This is a genomic window from Rhodanobacter sp. DHG33, from assembly GCF_014843005.1.
GTDB lineage: Bacteria > Pseudomonadota > Gammaproteobacteria > Xanthomonadales > Rhodanobacteraceae > Rhodanobacter_A.
In genome coordinates this window covers 15510-40171 of sequence record NZ_JACYXM010000006.1, presented here as the reverse complement: position 1 = coordinate 40171, position 24662 = coordinate 15510, and the positions used below count along the sequence as shown (strand labels likewise).

17 protein-coding genes are annotated in these 24662 nt (G+C 69.1%); 13 read left to right on the top strand and 4 right to left on the bottom strand.

Annotation, left to right across the window (positions count from 1 at the left end):
* Positions 1–37 precede the first annotated feature (37 nt).
* The 5 genes from IHE46_RS11815 to IHE46_RS11795 all read left to right on the top strand — a co-directional run bounded on the left by IHE46_RS11815 (position 38) and on the right by IHE46_RS11795 (position 6598).
* Positions 38–421, top strand: a complete 384-nt coding sequence (locus IHE46_RS11815) for a GntR family transcriptional regulator (RefSeq protein ID WP_192164853.1) — start codon at positions 38–40, stop codon at positions 419–421.
* A 1-nt stretch (position 422) separates the two neighbouring features.
* A complete protein-coding gene (locus tag IHE46_RS11810) occupies positions 423–1184 on the top strand; it encodes a CPBP family intramembrane glutamic endopeptidase (protein ID WP_192164852.1) in 762 nt (253 codons plus the stop codon).
* A 74-nt stretch (positions 1185–1258) separates the two neighbouring features.
* Positions 1259–2155, top strand: coding sequence for an ABC transporter ATP-binding protein (locus IHE46_RS11805; RefSeq protein ID WP_192164851.1), 897 nt, complete (start codon positions 1259–1261; stop codon positions 2153–2155).
* 34 nt (positions 2156–2189) lie between these two features.
* Positions 2190–3683: a hypothetical protein gene (locus IHE46_RS11800; protein ID WP_192164850.1), complete on the top strand. Its 1494-nt coding sequence runs from the start codon at positions 2190–2192 to the stop codon at positions 3681–3683.
* Between the two features lie 248 nt (positions 3684–3931).
* Positions 3932–6598, top strand: coding sequence for a pitrilysin family protein (locus IHE46_RS11795; protein WP_192164849.1), 2667 nt, complete (start codon positions 3932–3934; stop codon positions 6596–6598).
* 69 nt (positions 6599–6667) lie between these two features.
* On the opposite strand, the gene IHE46_RS11790 is transcribed toward IHE46_RS11795, so the two are convergent.
* Entirely contained in the window at positions 6668–7135 is a 468-nt protein-coding gene (locus IHE46_RS11790) for a Dps family protein (protein ID WP_192164848.1), read from the bottom strand.
* Between the two features lie 236 nt (positions 7136–7371).
* On the opposite strand from IHE46_RS11790, the gene hrpA reads away from it, so the two are divergent.
* The 4 genes from hrpA to IHE46_RS11770 all read left to right on the top strand — a co-directional run bounded on the left by hrpA (position 7372) and on the right by IHE46_RS11770 (position 15564).
* Positions 7372–11493: an ATP-dependent RNA helicase HrpA gene (gene hrpA / locus IHE46_RS11785; RefSeq protein ID WP_192164847.1), complete on the top strand. Its 4122-nt coding sequence runs from the start codon at positions 7372–7374 to the stop codon at positions 11491–11493.
* 43 nt (positions 11494–11536) lie between these two features.
* On the top strand, positions 11537–12334 hold the full coding sequence (locus IHE46_RS11780; RefSeq protein WP_192164846.1) for a helix-turn-helix transcriptional regulator: 798 nt from the start codon (positions 11537–11539) through the stop codon (positions 12332–12334).
* 124 nt (positions 12335–12458) lie between these two features.
* Positions 12459–13865 (top strand): NAD-dependent succinate-semialdehyde dehydrogenase, encoded by a 1407-nt coding sequence (locus tag IHE46_RS11775; protein WP_192164845.1) that lies wholly within the window; start codon positions 12459–12461, stop codon positions 13863–13865.
* 55 nt (positions 13866–13920) lie between these two features.
* The gene (locus tag IHE46_RS11770; protein WP_192164844.1) at positions 13921–15564 is read left to right on the top strand and encodes an acetolactate synthase large subunit; all 1644 of its coding nucleotides are present in this window, start codon (positions 13921–13923) and stop codon (positions 15562–15564) included.
* Positions 15565–15616: 52 nt separating this feature from the next.
* Here IHE46_RS11770 and IHE46_RS11765 read toward each other — a convergent pair whose 3' ends face one another.
* Positions 15617–15829 carry a hypothetical protein gene (locus tag IHE46_RS11765; protein WP_192164843.1) on the bottom strand — a complete coding sequence of 71 codons (213 nt, stop codon included), beginning with the start codon at positions 15827–15829 and terminating at the stop codon, positions 15617–15619.
* Between the two features lie 114 nt (positions 15830–15943).
* Here IHE46_RS11765 and IHE46_RS11760 point away from each other — a divergent pair, with 114 nt between their 5' ends.
* The 3 genes from IHE46_RS11760 to IHE46_RS11750 all read left to right on the top strand — a co-directional run bounded on the left by IHE46_RS11760 (position 15944) and on the right by IHE46_RS11750 (position 20919).
* A complete protein-coding gene (locus IHE46_RS11760; protein ID WP_192164842.1) occupies positions 15944–18085 on the top strand; it encodes a bifunctional (p)ppGpp synthetase/guanosine-3',5'-bis(diphosphate) 3'-pyrophosphohydrolase in 2142 nt (713 codons plus the stop codon).
* A gap of 273 nt (positions 18086–18358) precedes the next feature.
* Positions 18359–20068 (top strand): hypothetical protein, encoded by a 1710-nt coding sequence (locus tag IHE46_RS11755; protein ID WP_192164841.1) that lies wholly within the window; start codon positions 18359–18361, stop codon positions 20066–20068.
* Positions 20068–20919: an NAD-dependent epimerase/dehydratase family protein gene (locus tag IHE46_RS11750; protein ID WP_192164840.1), complete on the top strand. Its 852-nt coding sequence runs from the start codon at positions 20068–20070 to the stop codon at positions 20917–20919. The genes IHE46_RS11755 and IHE46_RS11750 overlap by 1 nt, the downstream gene beginning before the upstream one ends.
* Before the next feature lie 49 nt (positions 20920–20968).
* Here the strand turns inward: IHE46_RS11750 and pip are convergent, their stop codons facing one another.
* On the bottom strand, positions 20969–21928 hold the full coding sequence (pip, locus tag IHE46_RS11745; RefSeq protein WP_192165263.1) for a prolyl aminopeptidase: 960 nt from the start codon (positions 21926–21928) through the stop codon (positions 20969–20971).
* Positions 21929–22197: 269 nt separating this feature from the next.
* Here pip and bla point away from each other — a divergent pair, with 269 nt between their 5' ends.
* On the top strand, positions 22198–23211 hold the full coding sequence (gene bla / locus IHE46_RS11740) for a class A beta-lactamase (RefSeq protein ID WP_192164839.1): 1014 nt from the start codon (positions 22198–22200) through the stop codon (positions 23209–23211).
* A gap of 3 nt (positions 23212–23214) precedes the next feature.
* Here bla and IHE46_RS11735 read toward each other — a convergent pair whose 3' ends face one another.
* Positions 23215–24603, bottom strand: coding sequence for an FAD-binding oxidoreductase (locus tag IHE46_RS11735; protein WP_192164838.1), 1389 nt, complete (start codon positions 24601–24603; stop codon positions 23215–23217).
* Positions 24604–24662 lie beyond the last annotated feature (59 nt).

Below are 24662 nucleotides of genomic sequence, written 5' to 3'. Positions count from 1 at the left end.
TTGACGCCGACCCTAGTGTATTGTTGTATTGATACACATGGATGCTTCTCTACTCACCATTCAACCGAACGCCCCCGAGCCGATCTATCGGCAGATCGTCGAGCAGTTGCGCCGACTGATCGCCAGCGGCCAGCTCGTCACCGGCGACCTGCTGCCTTCCGTGCGCGACGTGGCCGGCTTCCACGCCATCAACCCGATGACGGTGTCGCGCGCCTACGGCCTGGCCGAAAACGAGGGCCTGCTGGAACGCCTGCGCGGCAAGGGCATGGCGGTGGCCGCCACGCAGCGGGCCGCACACACGCAGGTGCAGCGGCTGGCCTTGCTGGAACCGCAGCTGCTGGAACTGGCGCGCCATGCGCGCGAGCTGGAACTGCCGCCGGACCCGGTGCTGCGCCGGCTGTCGAAACTCCTGGAGGAATGACATGCTCGCCACGCTCGCCACCACCGCCCTCGCGCTCTACCTGCTGATCGCCGAACCGCTGCTGGGCCGCCGCGCGCACGACCGCCTGCTGCTCGCGCTGGATGCGGGCGTGCCCGACGCGCGGCGCCGCTTCTATCGCGAGTGGATCTGGCAAGGCTGGGCGCTGCTGCTGGTCACGCTGGCCGTCACCCTGGGCCTGGCCGGCTGGACTCCCGCGCGGCTCGGCCTGGGCTGGCCGCATTGGCCCACGGGCGTCACGGGAAGCCTGCTGGGCGGCATGGCGGTGGGTGTGGGGCTAGCCTCCGCGGGCGGCATCGCCATCGGCTGGATCAGGAGCCGCCTGCGCAACGGCGCAGCGCCAACGCAATCGCTGCACCTCGGCAGCGGCTACAAGCTTCTGCGCATGCTGCCGCGCACGCATACCGAGCGCCGGAGCTTCGCCGCGCTGTCGCTCACCGCCGGCATCACCGAGGAAGTGATCTGGCGCGGCTTCGGCCTGGGCCTGCTGTTCGCGCTGCTGCCGCAGGCACCGGTCGCGGTGGCGATCGTGCTGGCATCGCTGGCCTTCGGCTGGGCGCATCTCTACCAAGGCCGCACGGGCATCCTGGTCACCGCCGCGCTGGGCGCGTTGTTCGCCTGGCTGTACTGGGCCACCGGCAGCCTGCTGCTGCCGATGCTGCTGCACGTGCTGGTCGACCTGCGCGCCGCTTTCCTGCCCGTGCCGCCCGACGCGCCCGTCCAGGCCGGCATGCCGGCGTCATGACAGTTCCAGCGACCCGGCGCGGGGGCGCCAGGGTTGTCGCGCCATCAACACATCTATCGATACGGGGAAGGACCATGAACGCCATGCTTCGCGAAAGCACATCCACCGGGACCGCGCCGCTTGCCGCGCATGGCCTCATGCACAGCTATGAAGGCAGCAGCGTGCTGCGCGGCGTGGACCTCGCGCTGGAGCCGGGCAGCGTGCTGGGCTTGATCGGGCGCAACGGCGCGGGCAAATCCACGCTGATCCGCGCCATGCTGGGCCTGCTGCAGCCCCTGTCCGGCAGCGCCCTCGTGTTCGGCGAGCCGGCGCTGAAGCTCGGCGACGATGCCAAGAGCCGGCTCGCCTACGTGCCGCAACAGCCCGAAGCGCTGGCGTGGCTCACCGCGCAGCAGATGCTGGAATACGTGGGCCGCTTCTATCCGCGATGGGACGCCGACTTCGCCGGCAGGACGCTGGAGCGCTGGAAGATCCAGCCCAACAAGTTGTTGGGCAAACTATCGCCGGGCGAGCGCCAGCGCGTCGACCTGATCCGCGCGCTGGCTTCGCAACCGGAGCTGCTGGTGCTGGACGAACCCGCCGCCGCGCTCGACCCCGTCGCCCGCCGCGAACTGCTGCGCGAAGTGGCGCTGCGCGCAGGCGAGAGCGGCACCACGGTGCTGTTCTCCACCCACATCGTGTCCGACCTCGAACGCGTGGCCTCGGAGATCGCCTTCCTGCACGAAGGCCGCCTGCTCCTGCGCTGCGGCGTGGACGAAACCAAGGAACGCTACGCACGCCTGTGGCTGCCCGCATCGAAGAGCGCCGCCGCGCCCGCCCAGTCATTGAGCCGTCGCCGCCATGACGACGGCAGCCTCAGCCTGGTGGTGGAACGCGACGCGCACGGCCGCTGGCCCGAAGCCGCCGACTTGCCCGGCGCCCGCATCGACGCGCTGGGACTGGAAGACCTGTTCGTGGAGATCGCCGAATGAAACGCCCCGAGACTCACTGCCTGGGAGACAGGACATGCGCCTGAGCGATGTGTTGCTGGTGCCGTGGCGTTCGACCCGACGCCCGCTGCGGTGGCTGTCGTTGTTCATCGTGACCGCCTGCAGCCTGGGCGCGGTGGCAGCGGGCCACTTCACCTCCAACTCCGACTGGTGGTTGGCCAGCACGATGGTGTACTGCTTCGGGGCCGTCTATGCGTGGGCATTCTGGCTCTCGACCACGCTGCTGGTGGCGATCGATGCGCGCAAGCTTCGCTTGCCGGGCATGCAAGGCGCCGTGCATGCCAGCATCCTGCTGTACGCCGCCCTCATGATCGTGGTGCCTACGCTGCTGCTCGGCGCGCTGGGCGCCGACGCGTTGCGGGTGGCCTTGCTCACGGCCCTGGCCGTGACGGGTGGCCTGGCGTTCGTGCTGTTGCCGCGCTGGTGCGCCACGCTGGTCGGCTTCCTGCCCGCCCTGGCCACGAGCATGCGTCACCTCTTCCAACTGCCGTCGTTTTCCGATCCGCGCTGGCTGGCCTGGGGTGCGCTGGCGCTGGTGGTGCTGTCGATCGTGGACATGCTGCGCTGGCGCCAGCTGCTGCGCAGCGACACGGACAACGAACTGGGCCTGGGCAGCGCGATGGTGATGCAGTTCCGCCGGCAGGGCATCACCGGCAACTGGAGCGGCCTGCAGCAATTGGACAGCGGCCTGTTGATCCGCCAGCGCCCGGACTGGATGCAGCCGCGCGCCGACCTGCGCCGCGCCGGGCCGCAATCGACGGTGCGGGCACTGCGCGTGGCGCTCGGCGGCTGGTACATGCCCAAGACCGCGGTCGGCCACCTGCGCGCGGCCGCACCGGTGCTGGTGCCCATGCTGCTGATGATTCCCGTGATGGCGGTGATGTTCGCCGGAGATCACCAGGCCCATGCCTCGCGCAGCGGCCTGATCGGCTTCGGCGCCGGCCTGCTGTGGGGCGTGCTGTTCGGAAGCCTGATGCTCACGGCCATGGCCACCGTGCAGATACGCCAGCGCTGGCAGCGCAACAACGCCGAGCTGCCGTTGCTGGCCTTGCTGCCGGGGTTGGGCGACATGCAGCACGTGCGGCGCAGCCTGCTGCGTGCGGCGCTCACCATGCCGCTGGTGACGCAGCTCCTGCTGCTGCTCGCCATGCTCGCCGCCGCACTGGTTGCCGCGCACTTCGTGCATCTGGGCGGCTACACCCTGCTGCTGATCGCCCTGCCCCAGCTCGCCGCCACCGGCACGATGGTCACGCAGGTGCTGTGCACGCTGGGCGGCCGCAAGCTGCCGACCTGGGGCGAATGGATGATCTACGCTCCGTTCTTCGTGCTGTTCTTCTTCAGCATCTTCGTTCCGGTCACCACGCTAGGCAGCCATCCGTGGCAAGGCGCCGGTGTTGCCCAGCCCGCGCTGCTTGCCGCCTGGATGGCGATGGCCATCGTGCTGGCCTGGCTTGCGCGGCGCGGCTGGCGCGGGCTGCTGGCGCGACCGCATCCGTTCATGCCGAATTGATGGATGGCATTGGTTTTTGACGGAGTCGCCGGTTGGCTTGCACTCTCGAAGGTGCAACGCGGATTCGGACCGCGCTTCACGGCAGGCCAACCTCCGCGAGTCGATGGCGCTGGCACGGCAGCCTTTGCTTCGAGGCACGTGTCTGCGCGGATCATCCTCGTGAGTGTCGTTGCCGACGCCGATTTCTGCTTCACTCTCCATGATGCGGGCTCCGCATCCACCTTCGCAGACGACACAAGGATCGAACGATGAAAAGGCGAGTACTCCGGTTGGCCGCGGCAATTGGCCTGGCCCTGGCGGCAGGCGGCGCGATGGCCGCGACGAACGACGCCGACGTCACCCGCGCCACGCTGGACAACGGCCTGCGCGTGGTGATCGTGCGCAACACGCTGGCGCCGGTCATCACCACGGAGATGAACTACCTCGCCGGCTCCGACGAAGTGCCGGACGGCTTCCCCGGCACCGCGCATGCGGTGGAACACATGATGTTCCGCGGCAGTCCCGGCCTGTCCAAGGACCAGCTGGCGGCGATCGCCGCGAACATGGGCGGCGCGTTCAACGCGGACACCAACGAAGGCGTGACGCAGTACTACTTCATGGCGCCGGCGCAGGACCTGGACGTGGCCCTGCATGTGCAGAGCCTGCGCATGCGCGGCGTGGACATGGACGCCAAGGAATGGGACAAGGAGCGCGGCGCGATCGAGCAGGAGGTCTCGCGCGACCTCTCCAACCCGTCCTTCAAGTTCTACAGCGAGCTGCGCGCGCAGATGTTCGCCGGCACGCCCTACGCGCACACGCCGTTGGGCACGCGCGACTCGTTCGACAAGACCACGGCGGCGATGCTGAAGCACTTCCACGACACCTGGTACGCGCCTAACAACGCCATCCTGGTGATCGCAGGCGACGTCGATCCCGCCGCCACGCTGGCGAAGGTGAAGCAGGAATTCGGCGACATCGCGCGCAAGACGCTGCCGGCGCGTGCCGCGTTCGACTTCAAGCCGGCGACGGCCAAGACCGTGCAACTGCCCACCGACGCGCCCTACGGCTCGGTGTACCTGGGCTATCGCCTGCCCGGCCTCACCTCGAAGGACTATGCCACCGCGATGGTGCTGAGCGGCGCACTGGGTTCGCAGCGTGCCGCACTGGCCGGCATGCGTTTCGACGGCACCGCGCTGTACGGCGCCTTCATCGACCAGAGCCTGCCGCGGGCCGGCGTGGGCATGGCTGTGGGCATCTTCCCCAAGGGCGGCAACCCGCAACCCATCCTCGCGAAGATGCAATCCATCCTCGCCGAGGCGGCGAGCAAGGGCATCGATGCGTCGCTGGTGGATGCGGCCAAACGCAAGGCCATCGCCTCGCTGGAGTTCAAGAAGAATTCGGTGGATGGCCTCGCCAATGCATGGTCGCACGCGCTGGCCTTCCAGGACGCCGAATCGCCCGACGCGATCAAGGCCGCCATCGAGGCGGTGACGCCGGAAGCCGTGAATGCGCTGGCGAAGCGGACTTTCGATCCCGCGCATGCGATCACCGCCATCCTCACCCCGGAAAGCTCGGGCAAGCCGGTGGCGGGCAACGGTTTCGGCGGCGCGGAGAGCTTCGCCTCCAGCCCCGACAAGCCGGTGCAATTGCCGGCGTGGGCGGAGCAGGCATTCGCCAAGCTCGAGGTGCCGAAGTCTTCGCTGGCCCCGGTGTCGTACACCTTGCCGAACGGCCTCAGGCTGATCGTGCAGCCGGAATCCACCAGCGACACGGTGGAGCTGTTCGGCGACATCAAGACCAACCAGGACCTGCAAGCCGCCAAGGGCGAAGAAGGCGTGGCCGAGGTGCTGGACGGGCTGTTCTCGTTCGGTACCGAACAGATGGATCGTCTCGCGTTCCAGCAGGCGCTGGACGGAATCAGCGCACACGTGAGCGCAGGCTCCCGATTCTCGCTTTCGACGCCGTCCGTGCATTTCGCCGAAGGCGTGAAGCTGCTCGCCGACAACGAACTGCATCCTGCACTGCCCGCGCAGGCCTTCGCGGTGGTGCGGCAGCAGGTAGCAGGCGGCATGGCCGGCGTGCTGCAGTCGCCCGCCTTCCTGTACGGACAGGCGTTGGGCAAGGCGCTGCTGCCGGCCAACGACCCCTCGCTGCGCTATCCCAAACCCCAGGACGTGATGGCACTGACGCCGGACAAGGTGAAGCAGTACTACGCGCAGACCTTCCGCCCCGACCTCGCCACCATCGTCATCGTGGGCAGGGTCGATCCGGCGCAGGCGAAGCAGGTGATCGAGCAGGCCTTCGGCAACTGGAAGGCCACGGGGCCGAAACCGGATACCGACTACGCCGCCGTGCCCGCCAACCGTCCCGGCAAGCTGCACGTGCCCGACGCCAGCGCGGTGCAGGACAGCGTGGAGATGGCGCAGACCATCGCCGTCACCTACGACGACCCGGCGCGCTTCGCCATCAACCTGGGCAACCAGGTGCTGGGCGGCGGCTTCTATGCCTCACGCCTTACCCGCGACCTGCGCGAAAAGCACGGCCTGGTCTACACCGTGGGCGTGAACCTCGACGCGGACAAGTACCGCGGCACGTACAAGGTGTATTTCGGCTGCGATCCCGACAAGGTGGGTGCCGCCGGTGCGCTGGTGGTGCAGAACCTCAAGCAGATGCAGCAGCAACCGGTGACCGACACCGAGCTGATGCAAGCCAAGGGCATCCTGCTGCGCCGCATTCCGCTGGGCGAATCCAGCTTCGGCGCGATCGGCAGCCAGCTGCTCACGCTGTCGCAGCAGGGCAAGCCGCTGGATGCGATGAGCATCGCCGGCCGGCACTACCTCGAACTCACCGCCCCCGAAGTGCAGCAGGCGTTCGCGAAGTACGTGCGGCCCGACGGCCTGGTCACCGCGGTGAAGGGACCGGCACCGAAGGACTGAAGCGGTACGTGCACGCCAATGAAAAGGCCCGCCATCGGCGGGCCTTTTCGCATCCAGGTGCCGCATCGCTCACTTCAGCAGCGAGCGCAGCATCCACGCCGTCTTCTCGTGCGCCTTGAGGCGGCCGGTGAGCATGTCCGCGCTGCCTTCGTCGCCGGCCTTGTCGGCCACCTTGATGGCAGCGCGTGCGGTGTTCGCCACGATCTCGTGGCCGTCGACCAGCTGGTTCACCATTTCCTTCCATTCCGGCACGCCGGATTCTTCCTTGATCGAGCTGAGCTTGCCGAACTGGCTGTACGAGCCGGGAGCGAACACGTCCAGCGTGCGGATGCGCTCGGCGATCTCGTCGGCGGCCAGCCACAGCTCGTTGTACTGCGTCTCGAACATCGCGTGCAGGCTGTTGAACTGCGGGCCGGTGACGTTCCAGTGAAAGCTGTGGGTCTTTAGGTAGAGCGAATAGGTGTCGGCCAGCAGCTTGGACAACTGCTTGGCGATGGCTTCGCGGTCCTTCTTCGCGATACCGATGTTCGAGGCCATGGTGTTCTCCGTGCGATGAGTGATGGAACCAAGGTAACGATGCGCCGGCCGCAATGGAAATGAATCCTCGCGATGCCGCCGATAGCGGGAGCCTATCGAGCGTCACGCAAGGGGTTCGTCATTCCGGCGCAGGCCGGAATCCAGCGATGCCAGCTCGTGCTCAAGCCTCAATGACACTGGATCCCGGCCTGCGCCGGGATGACGAGCAAAAACCAGCCGTTATCATGTGCGGCTGAATGAACGACACGAACTGCCCGCCGACCGCCCTTCCCTCGCTGCGCGACTTGCGCCGTGCGCTCGACGGCGTGTGCAGCCGCGACTTCGGCCGCCTGCTGGGGCGCTGGCGCGGTTTGTCGAAGCACGCCGACGAAAAGAAGCTGGCGGCCCTGGTCGACGATATCGCGGCTTCCGCCGCGAAACGCCGCGCACGCGTCGAGGCCAAGCCCGCGATCCGGCTGGACGAATCGCTGCCCATCGCCGCGCGCGCCGACGAGATCGTCAAGCTGATCCGCGAAAACCAGGTGGTGGTGATCGCGGGCGAAACCGGTTCGGGCAAGACCACGCAGATCCCCAAGCTCTGCCTCGCCGCGGGCCGCGGCGAAGCCGGACTGATCGGCTGCACCCAGCCGCGCCGCCTCGCCGCGCGTTCGGTGGCGCGCCGCGTGGCCGAGGAACTCGACACGCAGCTCGGCGACCAGGTGGGTTTCCAGGTGCGCTTCACCGACCAGGTGAGCGAGCGCACGCTGGTGAAGTTCATGACCGACGGCATCCTGCTCGCCGAAACGCAGAATGATCCCTGGCTGTCGGCCTACGACACCCTGATCATCGACGAAGCGCACGAGCGCAGCCTCAACATCGACTTCCTGCTCGGCTACCTCAAGCGGCTCGCCGCGAAGCGGCCCGAGCTGAAGATCATCGTCACCTCGGCCACCATCGATACCGCGCGCTTCGCCGAGCATTTCGGCGGCGCGCCGGTGGTCTCGGTGGAAGGCCGCGCGTATCCGGTGGAACTGCGCTGGCGCCCTGTCGACCAGCTCGCCGGCGAACGCGCGCGCGGCCTGAGCCAGGGCAGTGCCGAACACATCGCCGCCGTGCTCGACGAGGTCATGGCCGACCGCAGCCTGGGTGGCGGTCCGGGCGACGTGCTGGTGTTCCTGCCCGGCGAGCGCGAGATCCGCGACGCGCACCTGTTGCTGTCGCGCCGGCAGTACCGCGAGACCGAGATCCTGCCGCTGTACGCGCGGCTCTCCGCCACCGACCAGGACCGCGTGTTCAAGCCCGGCCCGAAGCGCCGCGTGGTGCTGGCGACAAATGTGGCCGAGACCTCGCTCACCGTGCCGCGCATCCGCTATGTGGTCGACACCGGCAGCGCGCGCGTGAAGCGCTACAGCCAGCGCAGCCAGCTCGAACGCCTGCACGTGGAGCCGGTCTCGCAGGCTGCCGCCGACCAGCGCAAGGGCCGCTGCGGTCGCATCGGCCCCGGCATCTGCTACCGCCTCTACGACGAGGCGGATTTCGCATCGCGCAACGCATTCACCGATCCCGAGCTGCTGCGCTCCTCGCTGGCCAACGTGACCCTGCGCATGCTGGCGCTGAAGCTGGGCGAAGTGGATGACTTCCCCTTCCTCGACGCGCCCGACCCGCGCGTGGTGGCCGACGGCTACCGCCGCCTCGCCGAGATCGGCGCGATCGATGCGGCGCGCGCGCTCACCACCATCGGCCGCACGCTGGCTAAGCTGCCCATCGACGTGCAGCTCGCGCGCATGCTGGTGGAAGCCAACCAGCTGCATGCGCTGCGCGAACTCATCACCATTGCCGCCTTCCTCAGCATCCAGGACCCGCGCGAACGTCCCGCCGACGCGCGCCAGCAGGCCGACGCCGCGCATGCCGCGTTCGCCGACCCGAAATCCGACTTCGTCGGCGTGCTGAACCTGTGGCGCGAGTACGACAAGGCGCACGAGGAGCTCACGCAATCGAAACTGCGCGACTGGTGCTCGCGGCACTTCCTCAGCTTCATGCGCATGCGCGAGTGGCGGGAGCTGCACCGGCAGTTGCTGCTGGTGGTGCAGGAGCTCGGGTGGAAGCTCAGCACTCCCTCTACCCAGCAGGGAGGCCATGCCGTTTCTCCCTCTCCCCACCGAGGAGAGGGTCGAGGTGAAGGGCCGGCTTCGCGAGGCGGTGGAAAGAACAGGCGTGCTTCGCAGGAGCGTTCGCGCGAGCACCCGCCCCTCACCTCGACCCTCTCCCCGCAGGTGAGAGGAGGCGAAGGCAAAGGGCGCGTCATGGATGAAGAGGCAGCGGCATCCCGTCTCTTCGAGACAGTCCACTGCAGCCTCTTGGCCGGCCTCCCCACGCAAGTAGGCCGCAAGGACGAACGCGGCGTCTTCCAGGGCACACGCGAGCGCAAGTTCCAGGTCTTCCCCGGCTCGGCGCTGACGAAGGTGCCGCCGAACTGGGTGTTCGCCGCGCAGATCCTCGACGTGGGCGGCAAGGTGTGGGCGATGATGTGCGCGCGTATCGAACCCGCCTGGGTCGAGCAGCAGGCCGCGCATCTGCTGAAGTCCAGCTGCCGCGACGCGCACTGGTCGAAGAAGCGCGGCTGCGTGGTGGCCTACGAGCAGGTGAGCCTGTTCGGCCTGAACCTGGTCGAGCGCCGCGCGGTGACGTTCGAGAAGCAAGACCCCGCACTCGCCCACGAGATCTTCCTGCTCGAAGCGCTGGCGCGCGGCGACATTGAGGCGCGTGCCGATTTCGTGCGCGCCAACCAGCGCGTGCTGGAGGATGCGCAGGGCATCGAAGCGAAGCAGCGTCGCGAGGGCCTGATCCGCCACGAGGACGAACTGGTCGACTTCTTCCGCGGCAAGCTGCCCGAAGACATCTCGTCCAGCCGTGCGCTGGACGCGTGGTATCGCCACGCGCGCCCTGCCGAGCAGGCGGCGTTGCGCTGGTCGCTGGACGACGTGATGGTGGGCGGCGCGGGGCTCGACCCGAAGGCCTTCCCTGCAACCTTGGAGGTCACTCCGATGGCCGCCGGCGGGGCGCCGGCGGCGGGCGCGCAGCGCTACCGTCTCGAATACCGCTTCGTGCCCGGCGACGAGGCCGACGGCGTCACCCTGCACCTGCCGCTCGCGATGCTCAACGCCCTGCCCGCGACGCGCTGCGAATGGCTGGTGCCCGGGCTGCTCGCCGAGAAGGTCGCCGAACTGATCCGCGGCCTGCCGAAGGCGCAGCGTCGCAACTTCGTGCCTGCACCGGATTTCGCACGCGCCTTCGCCGAGGCCGAAGCGCCCCGCGACGAACCACTGGCGCAGGCGTTGGCCGCTTTCCTGAAACGCACCACCGGCGTGGATATCGGCGCCAGCGAATTCGCCACCGTGGAACTGGCGCCGCATTTCCTGATGCGCTACCGCCTGCACGACGACAGCGGTCGCACACTGTCCGCCGGCCGCGACCTAGCTGCGCTGCGCGCCGAGTGGGAGGGCCGCGCGCGCGAAGCGTTCTCGCGCAAGACCGACGTGGAGCTCACCCGCGAAGACATCACCGCGTGGGACTTCGAGGAGATTCCCCGCGAAGTGCGCTCCAAGGGCAACCTGCTGGCGTTTCCTGCGCTGGTCGACCTGGGAGATGCGGTGGCGCTGCGCGTGTTCGAGCGCCGCGACGAAGCCGCCGCCGCCCACCTCGACGGCGTGCGGCGCCTGCTGCGCAACGCGCTGGCCAGCGACCTGAAGCAGGCGCGCCGCCGTCTGCCGATCGCCAACCCGCTGGCGCTGAAATACGCCGCGCTGGGTGGCGTCGACAGCCTGCGCGAGGACCTGGTCGAAGGCGGCTTCGCCGACCTCCTCGCCCGCCTCGACCTCGACGCGCGCAGCGCCGGCGCGTTCGAGGCCCTGCGCACCCATGCCGCCCGCGAACTGTTCGCCGCCGCGGTCGAGCGGTTGAAACTGGCCGAACCGATCATCGAGGCGCAGGCCGAACTCAGGCCATGGCTGCAGCCGCCCTTGCTGGGCTTCGCGCGCGCCAGCTACGACGACCTGCGCGAACAGCTCGACGCCCTGCTCGCCCCCGGCTTCCTGCGCGAACTGCCGCTGGCGCGGCTCGCGCACTATCCCCGCTACCTCAAGGCCATGCGCCTGCGCGGCGAACGCCTGCGGCAGGACCCGGCGAAGGACCAGCAGCGCATGCTGCAGGTGCTGCCCTACTGGCGCGAATACCTGAAGCACCGTGCCGCCGGTAGCGAGGGGCTGGACGAACTGCGCTGGTTGATCGAGGAATGGCGCGTATCGCTGTTCGCGCAGGAACTGAAGACCGCGGAACCGGTGTCGGCCAAGCGCCTGGCGAAAGCACTGGAAGCCATCTGAGCCGTCCCGGCTATCATCCGGACATCCACAGACGGCCACGACGATGGATGCCACCACGCACAACGCGGCGCAACGGAAGGAACTCGGCGCGTTCCTGGTGGCCTGCCGCGCGCGCGTGTCGCCAGGCGCACTGGGCTTTCCCATCGGCCGCCGCCGCACGCCGGGGCTGAAGCGCGAGGAGGTGGCGCTCGCCGCCGACGTCAGCGCGAGCTGGTACACCTGGATCGAGCAGGGCCGCGACGTGCGCGCCTCGCCCGAGGCGCTGGACCGGCTGGCGCGGGTGCTGCGCATGAGCGACGCCGAACGCGCCTACGTGTTCGCCCTGTCCGGTTATCCGCCGCCGGAAGACACCCACGACGAATCGCTGACCGACGGCCTGCGCCAGTTCGTGCAGGCGCTGGATCCGCTGCCCGCCTACGTGCGCAACCACCGCTTCGACATCCTGATCTGGAACCGCGCGATCGCCGAGCTGTTCGTCGACTACGACAGCCTGGCGCCGCACGAGCGCAATACGCTGCGCCTGATGTTCCTGCACGAACCCTACCGAACGCTCATCGTCAACTGGGAAGAGATCGCGCGCGGCACCCTCGCCGGCTTCCGCGCCGCCTATGCGCAGGCGGCGGACAAGCGGCCCTTCGACACGCTGATCGCCGAACTGACCGAGCGCAGCGACGACTTCCGCCGCTGGTGGCCCGAGCACGACGTGCGCCGCTTCGACGAAGGCATCAAGCAGCTCGACCATCCCGCGCTGGGCCGGGTCGACCTGCAGTACGTGGCGCTGGTGCCGCAGAACCGCCACGACCTGTCGCTGGTCACCTATCTTCGACGGACTAAAGGCTAGCCTGGCGAGACTGGTGGTACGGCACCCAGGATCGCCACCCGTCTTGTTCCCGCAGGCGCACAGGTCCATGTTTCGCGCATCGACCGCGCAGCGTGCCGGCCACGTACTCACGAGGAAGCCATCCATGCCCGCCGACTCCACCCGTCCGACCACAGCCGACACCGTTTCGGTATCGCGCGACCCTGCCACCGGCAAGCTGATCGCCGAACGCCCCTTCCTTGCCGACGCTGCACTGGGGCCACTGCTCGACCGCGCGCAAGCCGGCTTTGCGCGCTGGAGCGGCGCCACCCTGGCGCAACGCGCGGCGGTGCTGCGCGCGATGGCTGCTTCGCTACGCCAGCGCAGCGAAGCGATGGCGGCGATGGCCACCGCCGAGATGGGCAAGCCGTTGCGCGACATGCGCGCCGAAGTCGAGAAGTGCGCGCACCTATGCGAGTGGTACGCCGACCACGGCCCGCGCCTGCTGGCCGACGAACCCACCGAGGTGCCGGACGGCAAGGCTTACGTCTCCTACCTGCCGCTGGGCGTGGTGCTCGGCGTGATGCCCTGGAACTTCCCCTACTGGCAGGCGATGCGTGCCGCGGTGCCGATCCTGATGGGCGGCAACGCCTTCCTGCTGAAGCCGGCCGAGAACGTGGTGGGCTGTGCCGAGCTGCTGGACGAAGCCTGGCGCGCCGCCGGTCTGCCCGAGGACGCCTTCATCACCGCCCACCTCACCCGTGCGCAGAGCGCCACCGCGATCGCCGATCCGCGCGTCACGGCGGTCACCGTCACCGGCAGCGTGGGCGCCGGCCGCACCATCGCCGGCCAGGCCGGCCAGGCAATCAAGAAAGTGGTGCTGGAACTGGGCGGCTCCGATCCCTTCATCGTGCTCGCCGACGCCGACGTGGAGAAGGCCGCCGAGATCGCCGTAGCCGCGCGCTTCCAGAACGCCGGCCAGGTGTGCATCGCGGCCAAGCGCATGATCGTCGAGCAAGCCGTGCTGGAACGCTTCACCCAAGCCTTCGTCGAGCACACCAAGGCGCTGGTGGTGGGTGATGGCCGCGACGCGGCCACCCAGGTCGGCCCGATGGCTCGCCTCGACTTGCTGGAACAGTTGCACCAGCAGGTGACCGACAGCGTGAAAGCCGGCGCCAAGGTGCTGCTCGGCGGCCAGCGGCTGGACCGCGAGGGCTTCTTCTACGCACCCACCGTGCTCGCCGACGTCAAACCCGGCATGCCGGTGTTCGATGCCGAGACCTTCGGCCCGGTGGGCGCGATCATTGTCGCGCGCGACGCCGACCACGCGGTGGAACTGGCCAACCAGAGCGACTACGGACTCAGCGGCAACCTGTGGACCGGCGACGTCGAGCGCGGCAGGCAACTGGCGCGGCGGCTGGTGACCGGCGGCGTGTTCATCAACGGCTGGTCCGCCTCGGACCCGCGCGTGCCGATCGGCGGCGTGAAGCACAGCGGCTTCGGCCGCGAGCTGTCGCACTTCGGCCTGCGCGAATTCGTCAACGCGCAGACCGTGTGGGTGGACCGTCTCTGAACACGACCGCGCAATCGACACACCATCGCGTAATCAACCTGTGGAACGTCACGACATGACCAAGGGATCCGACCTGCTGGTAGCCGCGCTGGAGAACGAGGGCGTGGAGCGCATCTTCGGCATACCCGGCGAGGAAAACCTCGACGTGGTGGAATCGTTGCGGCACTCCTCCATCGAGCTGGTGATCACCCGCCACGAACAGGCGGCGGCCTTCATGGCCGCCACCTATGGGCGGCTCACCGGCAAGCCTGGCGTGTGCATCAGCACGCTGGGGCCGGGCGCGCTCAACTTCACCACCGGCGCCGCCTATGCCTTTCTCGGCGCGATGCCGATGATCATCCTGACCGGGCAGAAGGGCATCCGCTCGAGCCGGCAGGCGCAGTTCCAGATCGTCGACATCGTCAACACCATGAAGCCGCTGACCAAGTCGGCGCGGCAGATCGTGTCGCCGACCACCATTCCCACCTTGGTGCGCGACGCCTTCCGCATGGCGCAGGAAGGACGTCCCGGTCCGGTGCTGCTGGAGCTGCCCGAGGACATCGCCGGCATGGAATGCGATCCGGTGCCATTGGTGCCGCCGCATGCGCCGGAGGTACCGGTGGCGGGCGCCGAGGCGCTGGATCGCGCCGCCGCGCTGATCCGCGCCGCTAAGCGGCCGCTGGTGATGCTCGGCGCGGCGGCCTCGCGGCCGGCGTCCAGCGAGGCGCTGTCGCGCTTCGTGCTGCGGGCCGGCATACCGTTCTTCACCACGCAGATGGGCAAGGGCTCGGTAGCCGGCGGCTCCGGCCTGTACATGGGCACCGCGGCGCTGAGCGAGCGCGACTACGTGCACGAGGCGATCGACCGCGCCGACGTCATCATCACCATCGGCCACGACACCATCGAGAAGCCGCCCTTCGTGATGCGCCCCGGCGGCCCCACCGTGATTCACGTCGGCTACCAGCCGGCGAGCGTGGAGCAGGTGTACTTCCCGCAGGCCGAGGTCGTGGGCGACATGGGTCGCTCGCTGGCGCTGCTGGCCGACCGCATCGAGGGCCAGGTGCCGAACGCCAAGGCGCTGCTGCCGCTGCGCGAAGGCATCCTCGCCCACCTCGCTGACCGCGCGGACGAAGACCGCTTCACTCCGCAACGCATCGTGCGCGACGTGCGCGCGGTGATGCCGTCCGACGGCATCGTGGCGCTGGACAACGGCATGTACAAGATCTGGTTCGCGCGCAACTACCGCACCCAGGTCGCCAACACCCTGCTGCTGGACAACGCGCTGGCCACCATGGGCGCCGGCCTGCCCTCGGCGATGATGGCCTCGATGCTGTACCCGGACCGCCGCGTGCTGGCCGTGTGCGGCGACGGCGGCTTCATGATGAACGACCAGGAGATGGAGACGGCGGTGCGCCTCAAGCTCAACCTGGTGGTGCTGATCCTGCAGGACAACGCCTACGGCATGATCCGCTGGAAGCAGGCGGTGGACGGCTTCGCCGACTACGGCATGACCTTCGGCAATCCCGACTTCGAGCTGTATGCGCGCGCATTCGGCTGCCAGGGGCATCGCGTCGACGACATCGCGCAGTTCGCGCCCACGCTGGAGGCCGCCTTCCAGGCCGGCGGCGTGCACCTGGTCTCGGTGCCGATCGACTACTCGGAGAACGAGCGCGTACTGGTGAACGAGCTGCGCGAAGCGTTTCCGCCCAACCTGTCCTGACTCCGGCCAGCGGCCCCCGGGCCGCAGGTCGAGTTAAGCCTGGAACGATGGGTCAGCGCGGCTTGCGCCGGCGCCGCTGCAGCGCCGGCACCACCACGGCCAGGATCGACAGCAGACCGAAGGCGGCCCCCATCATGGGGTGCTGCTGCGTGACATCGCGCAGCGACGGCGCACCCGCGTCGCTCCACGCCATCAGCAGCCATGCCCCGAACAGGGTGAGGCCAGCAGCCAGCGCGACGGCCAGCAGGGATCGAAACCAGCGCACGGAGAGGACCTGCCGCAACCGAAAGGGAACCCGCGCGATTCTGCGGCCGCAGGGCGGCCAAGCCAAGCGCCATCGATCCACCTAGAATGGATCATCCCCGATGCGCTTCCGGCCATGACCACGCCTACGCCACCCGCCCGCCTGCAAGCCTGGCGCGACCGCGCCGGCGCGCTGCCGCCTGCACTGAACGCAGCGGTGGAAGCCTGCCTGGCGCGCGCCGTCGACCAGGCCGAATGCGCCGACGTGCTCGGGCTGCTGGCGATGCTCGGCTGCGACGAGCCCACGCAGGCGGCCGCGCTGTGGTTCGCGTTGTCGCGCGTCGACCCGGCTCTGTGGAAAGCCGAGGCGCCCCGCCTGTCGGACGAGGTGCGCCGCCTGGTGGAAGGCCAGCAGGCCGCCGAACAGGTGTGGGCCCTGCACGCGCAGCGCACCCAGGGCGGCGGCTCCGAGGGCCTGCGCCGACTGCTGCTGGCGATCATCCGCGACCTGCGCGTGGTGTTCGTGCTGCTGGCGCGCCAGCTCGCGCGCCTGCGCGCGGCGGCATCGCTGCCCGAGGCCGAGCGTACCGAACTGGCGCGGCTCACCCGCGACATCCACGCGCCGCTGGCCAACCGCCTCGGCATCTGGCAGCTGAAGTGGGAGCTGGAGGATCTCGCCTTCCGCCATCTGCAGCCTGACGTCTACAAGCGCATCGCCAAGCTGCTCGACGAACGCCGCACCGACCGCGAGACCTTCATCCGCGAATCGCTGGACGAACTCGGGCGCTCGCTCGAAGCCGCCGGCATCCGTGCCGAACTGGCGGGGCGGCCGAAGCACATCTATTCCATCTGGAAGAAGATGCAGAAAAAGGGCGTGGAATTCGCCGAGCTGTACGACATCCGCGCGGTGCGCGTGCTGGTCGACAGCGTGGCCGACTGCTACGCGGCGCTGGGCGTGGTGCACACGCTGTGGCCGCACCTGCCGCGCGAGTTCGACGACTACCTCGCGCGCCCCAAGGGCAACGGTTACCGCTCGCTGCACACCGCGGTGATCGGCCCGCGCGACAAGACGCTGGAAGTGCAGATCCGCACCCACGAGATGCACCGCGCCAACGAGCTCGGCGTGGCCGCGCACTGGCGCTACAAGGAAGGCGGCGGCGCCGACGCCGAGTTCGAGGCCAAGGTCGCCTGGATGCGCAAGCTGCTGGACACGCGCGCCGAAGACGAAGGCAAGCTGGCCGCCGACCTGCGCACCGAGCTGATGGAGGACCGCGTCTACCTGCTCACGCCGCGCGGCGAAGTGGTGGACCTGCCGCACGGCGGCACCGTGCTGGACTTCGCCTACCACGTGCACACCGAGGTGGGGCACCGCTGCCGCGGCGCCAAGGTCAACGGCCGCATCGTGCCGCTCACCTACCAGCCGCAGAGCGGCGACCGCGTGGAGATCCTCACCGCGAAGCAGGCCGAGCCCAGCCGCGACTGGCTGTCGCCGCACCACGGCTACCTCAACAGTTCGCGGGCGCGCGACAAGGTGCGCGCCTGGTTCCGCAAGCTGGCGCACGACGCCAACCTCGCGGTGGGACGCGCGATGTTCGAGCGCGAACTGAAGCGCCTCGCCCTGCCCGAGGTCGAGCTGGCGAAACTGCCGGCGCATTTCCACCTCAAGACCCTCGACGAATTGCTGGTCGCGCTCGCGCTCAACGAAATCAGCGCGGGCCAGATTGCGCGTGCGCTGCAGGAAGCGGCACAACCGCCGGAAAGCGACGAAGCCATCGTGCCGACCGCGGCTGCGCGGCCCGCCCCCACGCGCGATCCCGGCGCACTCAGCATCGAGGGCATCGGCAACCTGCTCACCACGCTGGCGCGCTGTTGCCAGCCGCTGCCGGGCGACCCGGTGCGCGGCTTCATCACCCGCGGCCGCGGCGTGTCGGTGCATCGCGCCGACTGCGCCAGCCTCGCGCGGCTCGCGCGGCGCGACCCCGACCGCGTGATCGAAGTGACCTGGGGCAAGGCGCATGCACAGGCTTACGAGGTGGACGTCGAGCTGCGCGGCTACGACCGCAAGGGCTTGCAGAAGGACGTCGCCGGCGTGATCAGCAACGTCGGCACGCCCATCCTCGCCTCGTCCAGCCGGGCCATCGCCAAGAGCGGCGAGGTGGAAATGCACTTCGCCCTGCGCGTGCGCGACTTCGAGCAGCTCTCCACCCTGCTCGGCCGCCTGCTGGCGCTGCCGAACGTGCTGGAAGCGCGCCGCATCGGTGGTGCGCGCGCATCCTGAACGCCCGTTCCGGCACGGCGCGGCGGCGCGGCGACGCGATGCTAAGCTGCAACACGCTCCCTGTGGCCATCCCCGACCCCAGGAATGGACGGGCGGCCTTTGATGTCGCGCCTCCCGGAACCTCCTGGCGATCGCCCCTGACCGCGGGAATCCAACGGACGGCCGTTCATGGCCGCACTCGGTTTTTTTGCGATCGTCCTTAGATCGCGAGAGTCAAACGGGCGGCCATCCAGGGCCGCACTTCTCAATGATTTACATGAACTGTCAATTTCCATGAGCGGACGCCGCGACCAGCACGAATCCGACCACCGCGGACGCACCGAGCCCACGCTGGGCAACCTCGACCAGCTCGACGCGCCGCCCGACCGCGCAACGCTGCGCGACCCGCCGCCGCGCGACGACCTGCCGTCGATGCCGATCGAGCCGCGCAACGCGCGCGCGTCCGCGCCGCAACAGCGAAAGCGTCGCGGCTGGCTGGTGCCGCTGGTCTTGCTCGTGATCTGTGTGGCGGCCGCGATGTGGTACGGGCGGGGCTTCCTGAGCAACAGCCTGCTGCCGCGCACCGAACTCAACGACGTGCTCGGCCGTGCGCAACAGGCGCTGGCGGCCGGCAAGCTGGACGGCAACGACGGCACCAGCGCGCGCGAACTGTTTCAGGCCGCGGTGGCGCTGGAGCCGGACAACGACGTCGCGCGCAACGGCCTGCACCAGGTCGGCATGGCCGAGCTTTCGCAGGCCGACGCCGCCATGCAGGCCGGCCAGCTCGATGTGGCCGCGCAAAAGGCCGCGGTGGCGCGAGAACTGCTGGGCGGCGGCAGCGACGTGGACAAGCTCGACCGCATGATCGCCACCAAGCGCGCGTCCGAAGTGCAGGTTTCGACCCTGGTGGATCAGGCGCAGCAGGCTTTTGCCGCCGGCCAGTACGGCGGCGACCACGGCGCCGGCGCACTGTACCGGCAGGTGCTCACCGCCGATCCCGGCAACGCGGTAGCGCAGCATGGGCTGGATCAGGTGGGCGACGCACTGGCCGCACAGGCGCAGAAGGCCATCGATGCGAACGACGGCGCGAAGGCGGACGCCACCATCGAGCAGCTCGTCGCCCTGCAGCCCAACAACGCCGCCCTGCCCGCCTTGCGCGCCGCCCGTGCGCAGACCAGCCAGCAAGACAATGCCGCACTCGACACCGACCTGCAGCAAGGCGACGAAGCCTTGCGCGCCGGCCGCATCACCGGTCCCGGCGACGACACCGCGTTCGCGCACTACAAGGCCGCGCTGGCGCTGAGCCCCGACAACGCGCAGGCGCAGGCCGGGCTGGGCAAGGTGGCGCAGGCGCTCACCATGCAGGCCAGCGCAGCGATGGATGCCGGCGATGCCGCGCAGGCCGGCAAGCTGCTCGACAGCGCCGCGGAACTGGCGCCGAAGTCCACCGACATCGCCGCAGCGCGCGCGCGCCTGCAGGGCATGCAGGCGCATCCTGGCGCGGCCGCGCCGGCGGGGGGCAACCTGGACATCGCGCAAGCCGCGCCGCCGGCCCTGTCGCCGCAGCAAAGCGCGCAGATCGCCCGTCTGCTGCAGCAGGCCCAGGCAGCCACGCAACGCGGCGACATCATGATGCCGCCCGGCAACTGCGCCTACGACCTCTACCGCAGCGCCCTGGCCATCGACGGCGACAACGCCGCCGCGCAGCAAGGCCTGCACGCACTGCCGGGCGCGGTGCAGCAGCAGTTCAACCGCTCGCTCAGCTCGGGCGACCTCGTTCGTGCCGGCCAGATGCTGGACAACCTCGCCGACCTCGCACCGGGCGACGCGTCGCAGGCGCCCCTCGGCCAACGCCTCGCCAACGCCTGGCTGGATCAGGCCGACCAGCAGCTGGCGAGCGGCAACCGCCTCGGCGCCATGCAATCGCTGCAGCAGGCGCGCAAGCTCGCACCCAACCTGCCGCGCGTGCTCGATCTCGCCACGCGCCTGCAAGCGGGCTCCTGATGACGGTTCTTGTTTTTGGCGGCAGCAGCCAGATCGGCCGTTTCCTCCTGCCACGCCTGCTCGAACACGGAGCCATGGTGACGGCGGTGAGCCGCCGCGCGCGTGCGCCGCAACCCGGCCTGCGCTGGCTGCAGGGCAGCTTGCCCGAAGCGTTGCCGCGCGAGCTGCCGCTCCCTTCCGCCATCGTCAGCTTCGGCCCGCTGTTGCCGTTCGCCGAGTGGCTGTCGCGCGCCGACTTCGGCAGCGAGCCGCCGCGCGTAATCGCCACCAGCTCAATGAGCGTCGAGAGCAAACATGATTCCGGCGTGCCCGCAGAACGCGCCATCGCGCAACTGTTGTGCGACGGCGAGCAGGCGTTGGCCGCGGCTTGCGCGCGCCACGGCGCGCCGTGGACGGTGCTGCGGCCCACGCTGATCTACGGCGCGGGACTCGACAGGAGCCTCAGTCCGATCGCGCGTCGCGCCTGGCGCACGCGCGTCTTCCCGCTGCCTGCGGGTCGCGGGCTGCGCCAGCCGGTGCACGCCGACGACATCGCGCTCGCCGTGCTCGCCGCGCTGGCCAGCCCCGCCAGCGCGGGGCGCATCCTGCCCATCGGCGGCGGCGAACGGCTCACCGCGCGCGAAATGTTCACGCGCGTCCGCCGGACGCTGCCTCATACCAATCTGCCCGTGCCGCTGCCGGCCTGGCTGCTGCACGCGGGCCAGCGCTTCGCGCCGACGAAATGGCGCGGCCCGCTGGCACGGCTCGATGCCGATCTTGTGGCGGACAACGACGAACTCGAGCGGCTGCTCGGCGTCACGCCGCGCGCCTTTCAGCCCACGGCGGACATGTGGTTTCCCGTCAAGGGATGACCTCGACGGCGCAAGCCCGATCCCCCTCGTGCGAGGGGGAATGTCAGGCTCAACGGCGACCGAAACGATCCGTCGCTTCCACCAGTTCGTGGATGTTTCCCGGCTCGAACGCCGAGTGGCCCGCGTCCTGCACGATGCGCAGGTCCGCCTCGGGCCAGGCGCGGTGCAGGTCCCACGCGCTGCGGATCGGGCAGACCACGTCGTAGCGGCCCTGCACGATCACGGCGGGGATCTTGCGGATGCGCTCCACGTTGCGCAGCAGCTGGTCGTCGTGCGCGAAGAAACCGCCGTTGACGAAGTAGTGGCATTCGATGCGCGCGAAAGCCAGCGCGAATTCGTCCTCGTCGTGCGCACCGATGCTCGCCGCATCCTGCTGCAGGTAGCTGGTGGAGCCTTCCCACACCGACCATGCCCGTGCCGCGGCCACGCGCACGGCCGGATCGTCGCTGGTGAGGCGGCGATGATAGGCGCTCATCAGGTCGCCGCGCTCGGCCTCGGGAATCGCTGCGAGATAGGTTTCCCACGCATCGGGATACAGCGCATCGCAACCCTTCTGGTAGAACCACTCCAGCTCCCAGCGGCGCAGCATGAAGATGCCGCGCAGCACGAGTTCGGTGACCTTGTCCGGATGCGTCTGCGCGTATGCCAGCGACAGCGTGGAACCCCACGAACCGCCGAACACCTGCCAGCGGGCGATGCCGAGGTGCTCGCGCACGCGCTCGATGTCGGCGACCAGGTCCCAGGTGGTGTTCTCGCGCAGCTCCGCATGCGGCGTGGACTGGCCGCAGCCGCGCTGGTCGAACAGCACGATGCGGTATACCGCCGGATCGAAGAAGCGCCGGCACTTCGGGTTGGTGCCGCCACCTGGGCCACCATGCAGGAACACCACCGGCTTGCCGTCCGGGTTGCCGCACTGCTCGTAATACAGCGTATGCAGTTCCGAGACCTTGAGCATGCCGCGGTCGTACGGCTCGATCTCGGGATACAGCGTGCGGCGTTCCTGCGTCATGGTCATGCCCGGCTTGAAGAAAATGGAAGAGTGCGGCCATGGGTGGCCGCCTTTTGATTCTCGCGATCAGGAGTGATCGCAAAAGCGTCGACAAGGTGCGGCCACGGATAGCCACCTGTTTGACTCCCGCAATCGGGGAAGATCGGCGGGACTTTAAAAGGCTAACACGGCCAGCCGCGGCGGCAGCCCCGCCAAGTCATGGGCCCGCTATCGTCTTGCCCTTTTCGCATGGAAAACTGGGCGTTCGTCGCCCCCCGCCAAGAGCCCACATGCACGCCACCCGCACCCGCCTATCGGGCCTGTTCGCCCTGACGCTTGCCCTCATCGTGCCCACGGTGCTGCTGGCGACCCCTGCAACGGACGCTCATGCGACCCACGCTGCGCTGCAAGCCAAGCTGGAAGCCCTGGCCACACGCGCGCAGCCCGGAGTGCTCGGCATCGCCGTACTCGACCCGCAGAGCGGCGAACGCTGGCGCGTCAATGCCGAGCGCGCCTATCCGATGATGAGCGTGTTCAAGGCTGCGGTTGCCGCCGCGGTATTCGCGCGCATCGACCGTGGCGAGTTGTCGATGACGCAGACCGTCACGCTGACCCGTGCGGATATCGTCGACGGTTCGGCCGTGCCGTCCATTGGCGCGCACTTCCACGGCGATCGGATGAACGTCACCGTGAGCCAGCTGCTCACCGCTGCCGTCAGCGAGAGCGACAGCACCGCCGTCGACGCACTGCTGCGGCTCGTTCCGCCGCAGGACGTCACCGCCTTCCTGCGCGCGCATGGCATCGCCGGCATGCGCGTGGACACGGGCGAAGCGGGCGTCAGCCGCGTCTTCGAACAACTCGCCCCCGGCCAGCAGCCACCGGCAGACGAGACGGCGCAGGCACAGGAGCTGCGTCTGCAACGCGGTTACCGCGCCTATCTCGCCGATCGGCGCAACCGCAGCACGCCGGATGCCGCCGCGGACTTTCTGCGCCAGCTGCAGCGCGGCGCGCTGCTTTCGCCCGCATCGACCCGCGCCTTGCTTGCGCTGCTGCAGGCGCAGACGCAACCGAACCGCATGCGGCAGGGCGTGCCCGGCAACGTGCGGTTCGCCGACAAATGCGGCACCTCGTACACACTGGACGGACTCACCGCCGCCTACAACGACATCGGCATCCTGACCTGGCCCGACGGCCGCAGCGTGATCGTGGCCGCCTTCCTCACGGTTTCAACCGCCTCGAAAGCCGAGCGCGAGGCGCTGTTCGCCGACCTGGCGCGCACGGTCGCGGCCACATGGCATCACTGACCCTCAATCCGCCTCGAACAGCTTGCCCGGATTGAGGATGCCGTTTGGGTCGAACACCTTGCGCACGCCGCGCATCAGCGCGATCTCCGCGGCGCTGCGCGTGCTGTCCAGATAAGGCCGCTTGACCAGGCCGATGCCGTGCTCGGCCGAGATGCTGCCGCCGTGCTCCTTCAGCGTGGCGGCCAGCAGCTTGGTGACGTGCTCGCATTGCGCGATGAAATCCGCGTCCGCCATGCCGGCAGGTTTGAGCACGTTGATGTGCAGGTTGCCGTCGCCGATGTGGCCGAACCACACCACCTCGATATGCGGATACTCCCGCGCCAGCAGCACCTGCATCGCGTGCAGGAAGGCCGGCACCGCGCCGATGCGCACCGACACGTCGTTCTTGTACGGCTTGTGCGGCGCCAGGCTCTCGGTGATGCCCTCGCGCAGCCGCCACAGCGCGGCGGCCTGGGCCTCGCTCTGCGCGATCGTGCCGTCGACGATCCAGCCCTGCTCCATGCCTTCGCCGAGCACCGCCAGCGCGGCGTCCTGCGCGGCTTCGTCCGGCGCGTCGAACTCGGTGACCACGTAGTACGGATGTTCGCCGTCCAGCGCGCGCTGCGCGCCGTGCGCCAGCACGTGCCTCAGCGCCACGTCGGTGAAGAACTCGAAGGCCTGCAGCGCAAGCTTCGAACGGAACAGGCCGAACACGGCCAGCACCGCGTCCATGTCCGGCAATGCCAGCAGCATGGTTTGCGCCGGCGGCGGCGGATCGGTGAGCCTGAGCGTGGCTTCCACCACGATGCCCAGCGTGCCTTCCGAACCGATCATCAGCTGGCGGAAGTCGTAGCCGCTGGAGTTCTTCACCAGCGCGCGGTTGAGGTCGAGCAGTTCGCCGTTGCCCGCCACCGCCTTGAGCCCGGCGATCCACTCGCGGGTATTGCCGTAGCGGATCACCCGGATACCGCCGGCATTGGTGGCGATGTTGCCGCCGATGGAGCAGGAGCCGCGCGCGGCGAAGTCCACCGGGTAGACCAGCCCGTGTTCGCGCGCAGCCATGTGCACTGCCTCCAGCGGCATGCCCGGCTGCACGGTGAGCGTGCGGTCGGCGGCGTCGAAGCCCAGCACGCGGTTCATCCGCTCCAGGCTCAGCACCAGTTCGCCGTTCGCCGCCACCGCGCCGCCGGAGAGCCCGGTGCGCCCGCCCGAAGGCACGATGGCCACGTCGTGCTCGTTGGCCCAGCGCACGATGCCCTGCACTTCTTCCGCTGTGGCCGGCAGCGCAATGGCCAGTGGTGCAGGTGTCCAGCGACGCGTCCAGTCGCGGCCGTAATGCTCCAGGTCGCCGGGTTCCGAAAGCAGGCGCAATCCGGGCAGGCGGCGGGCGAGATCGTCCAGGGCTGCGCTCATGTGCTCTCCGGTGGGTTATGCCTTGCATGGCGTTCGGACGTCCAAACGACCATGTGCTG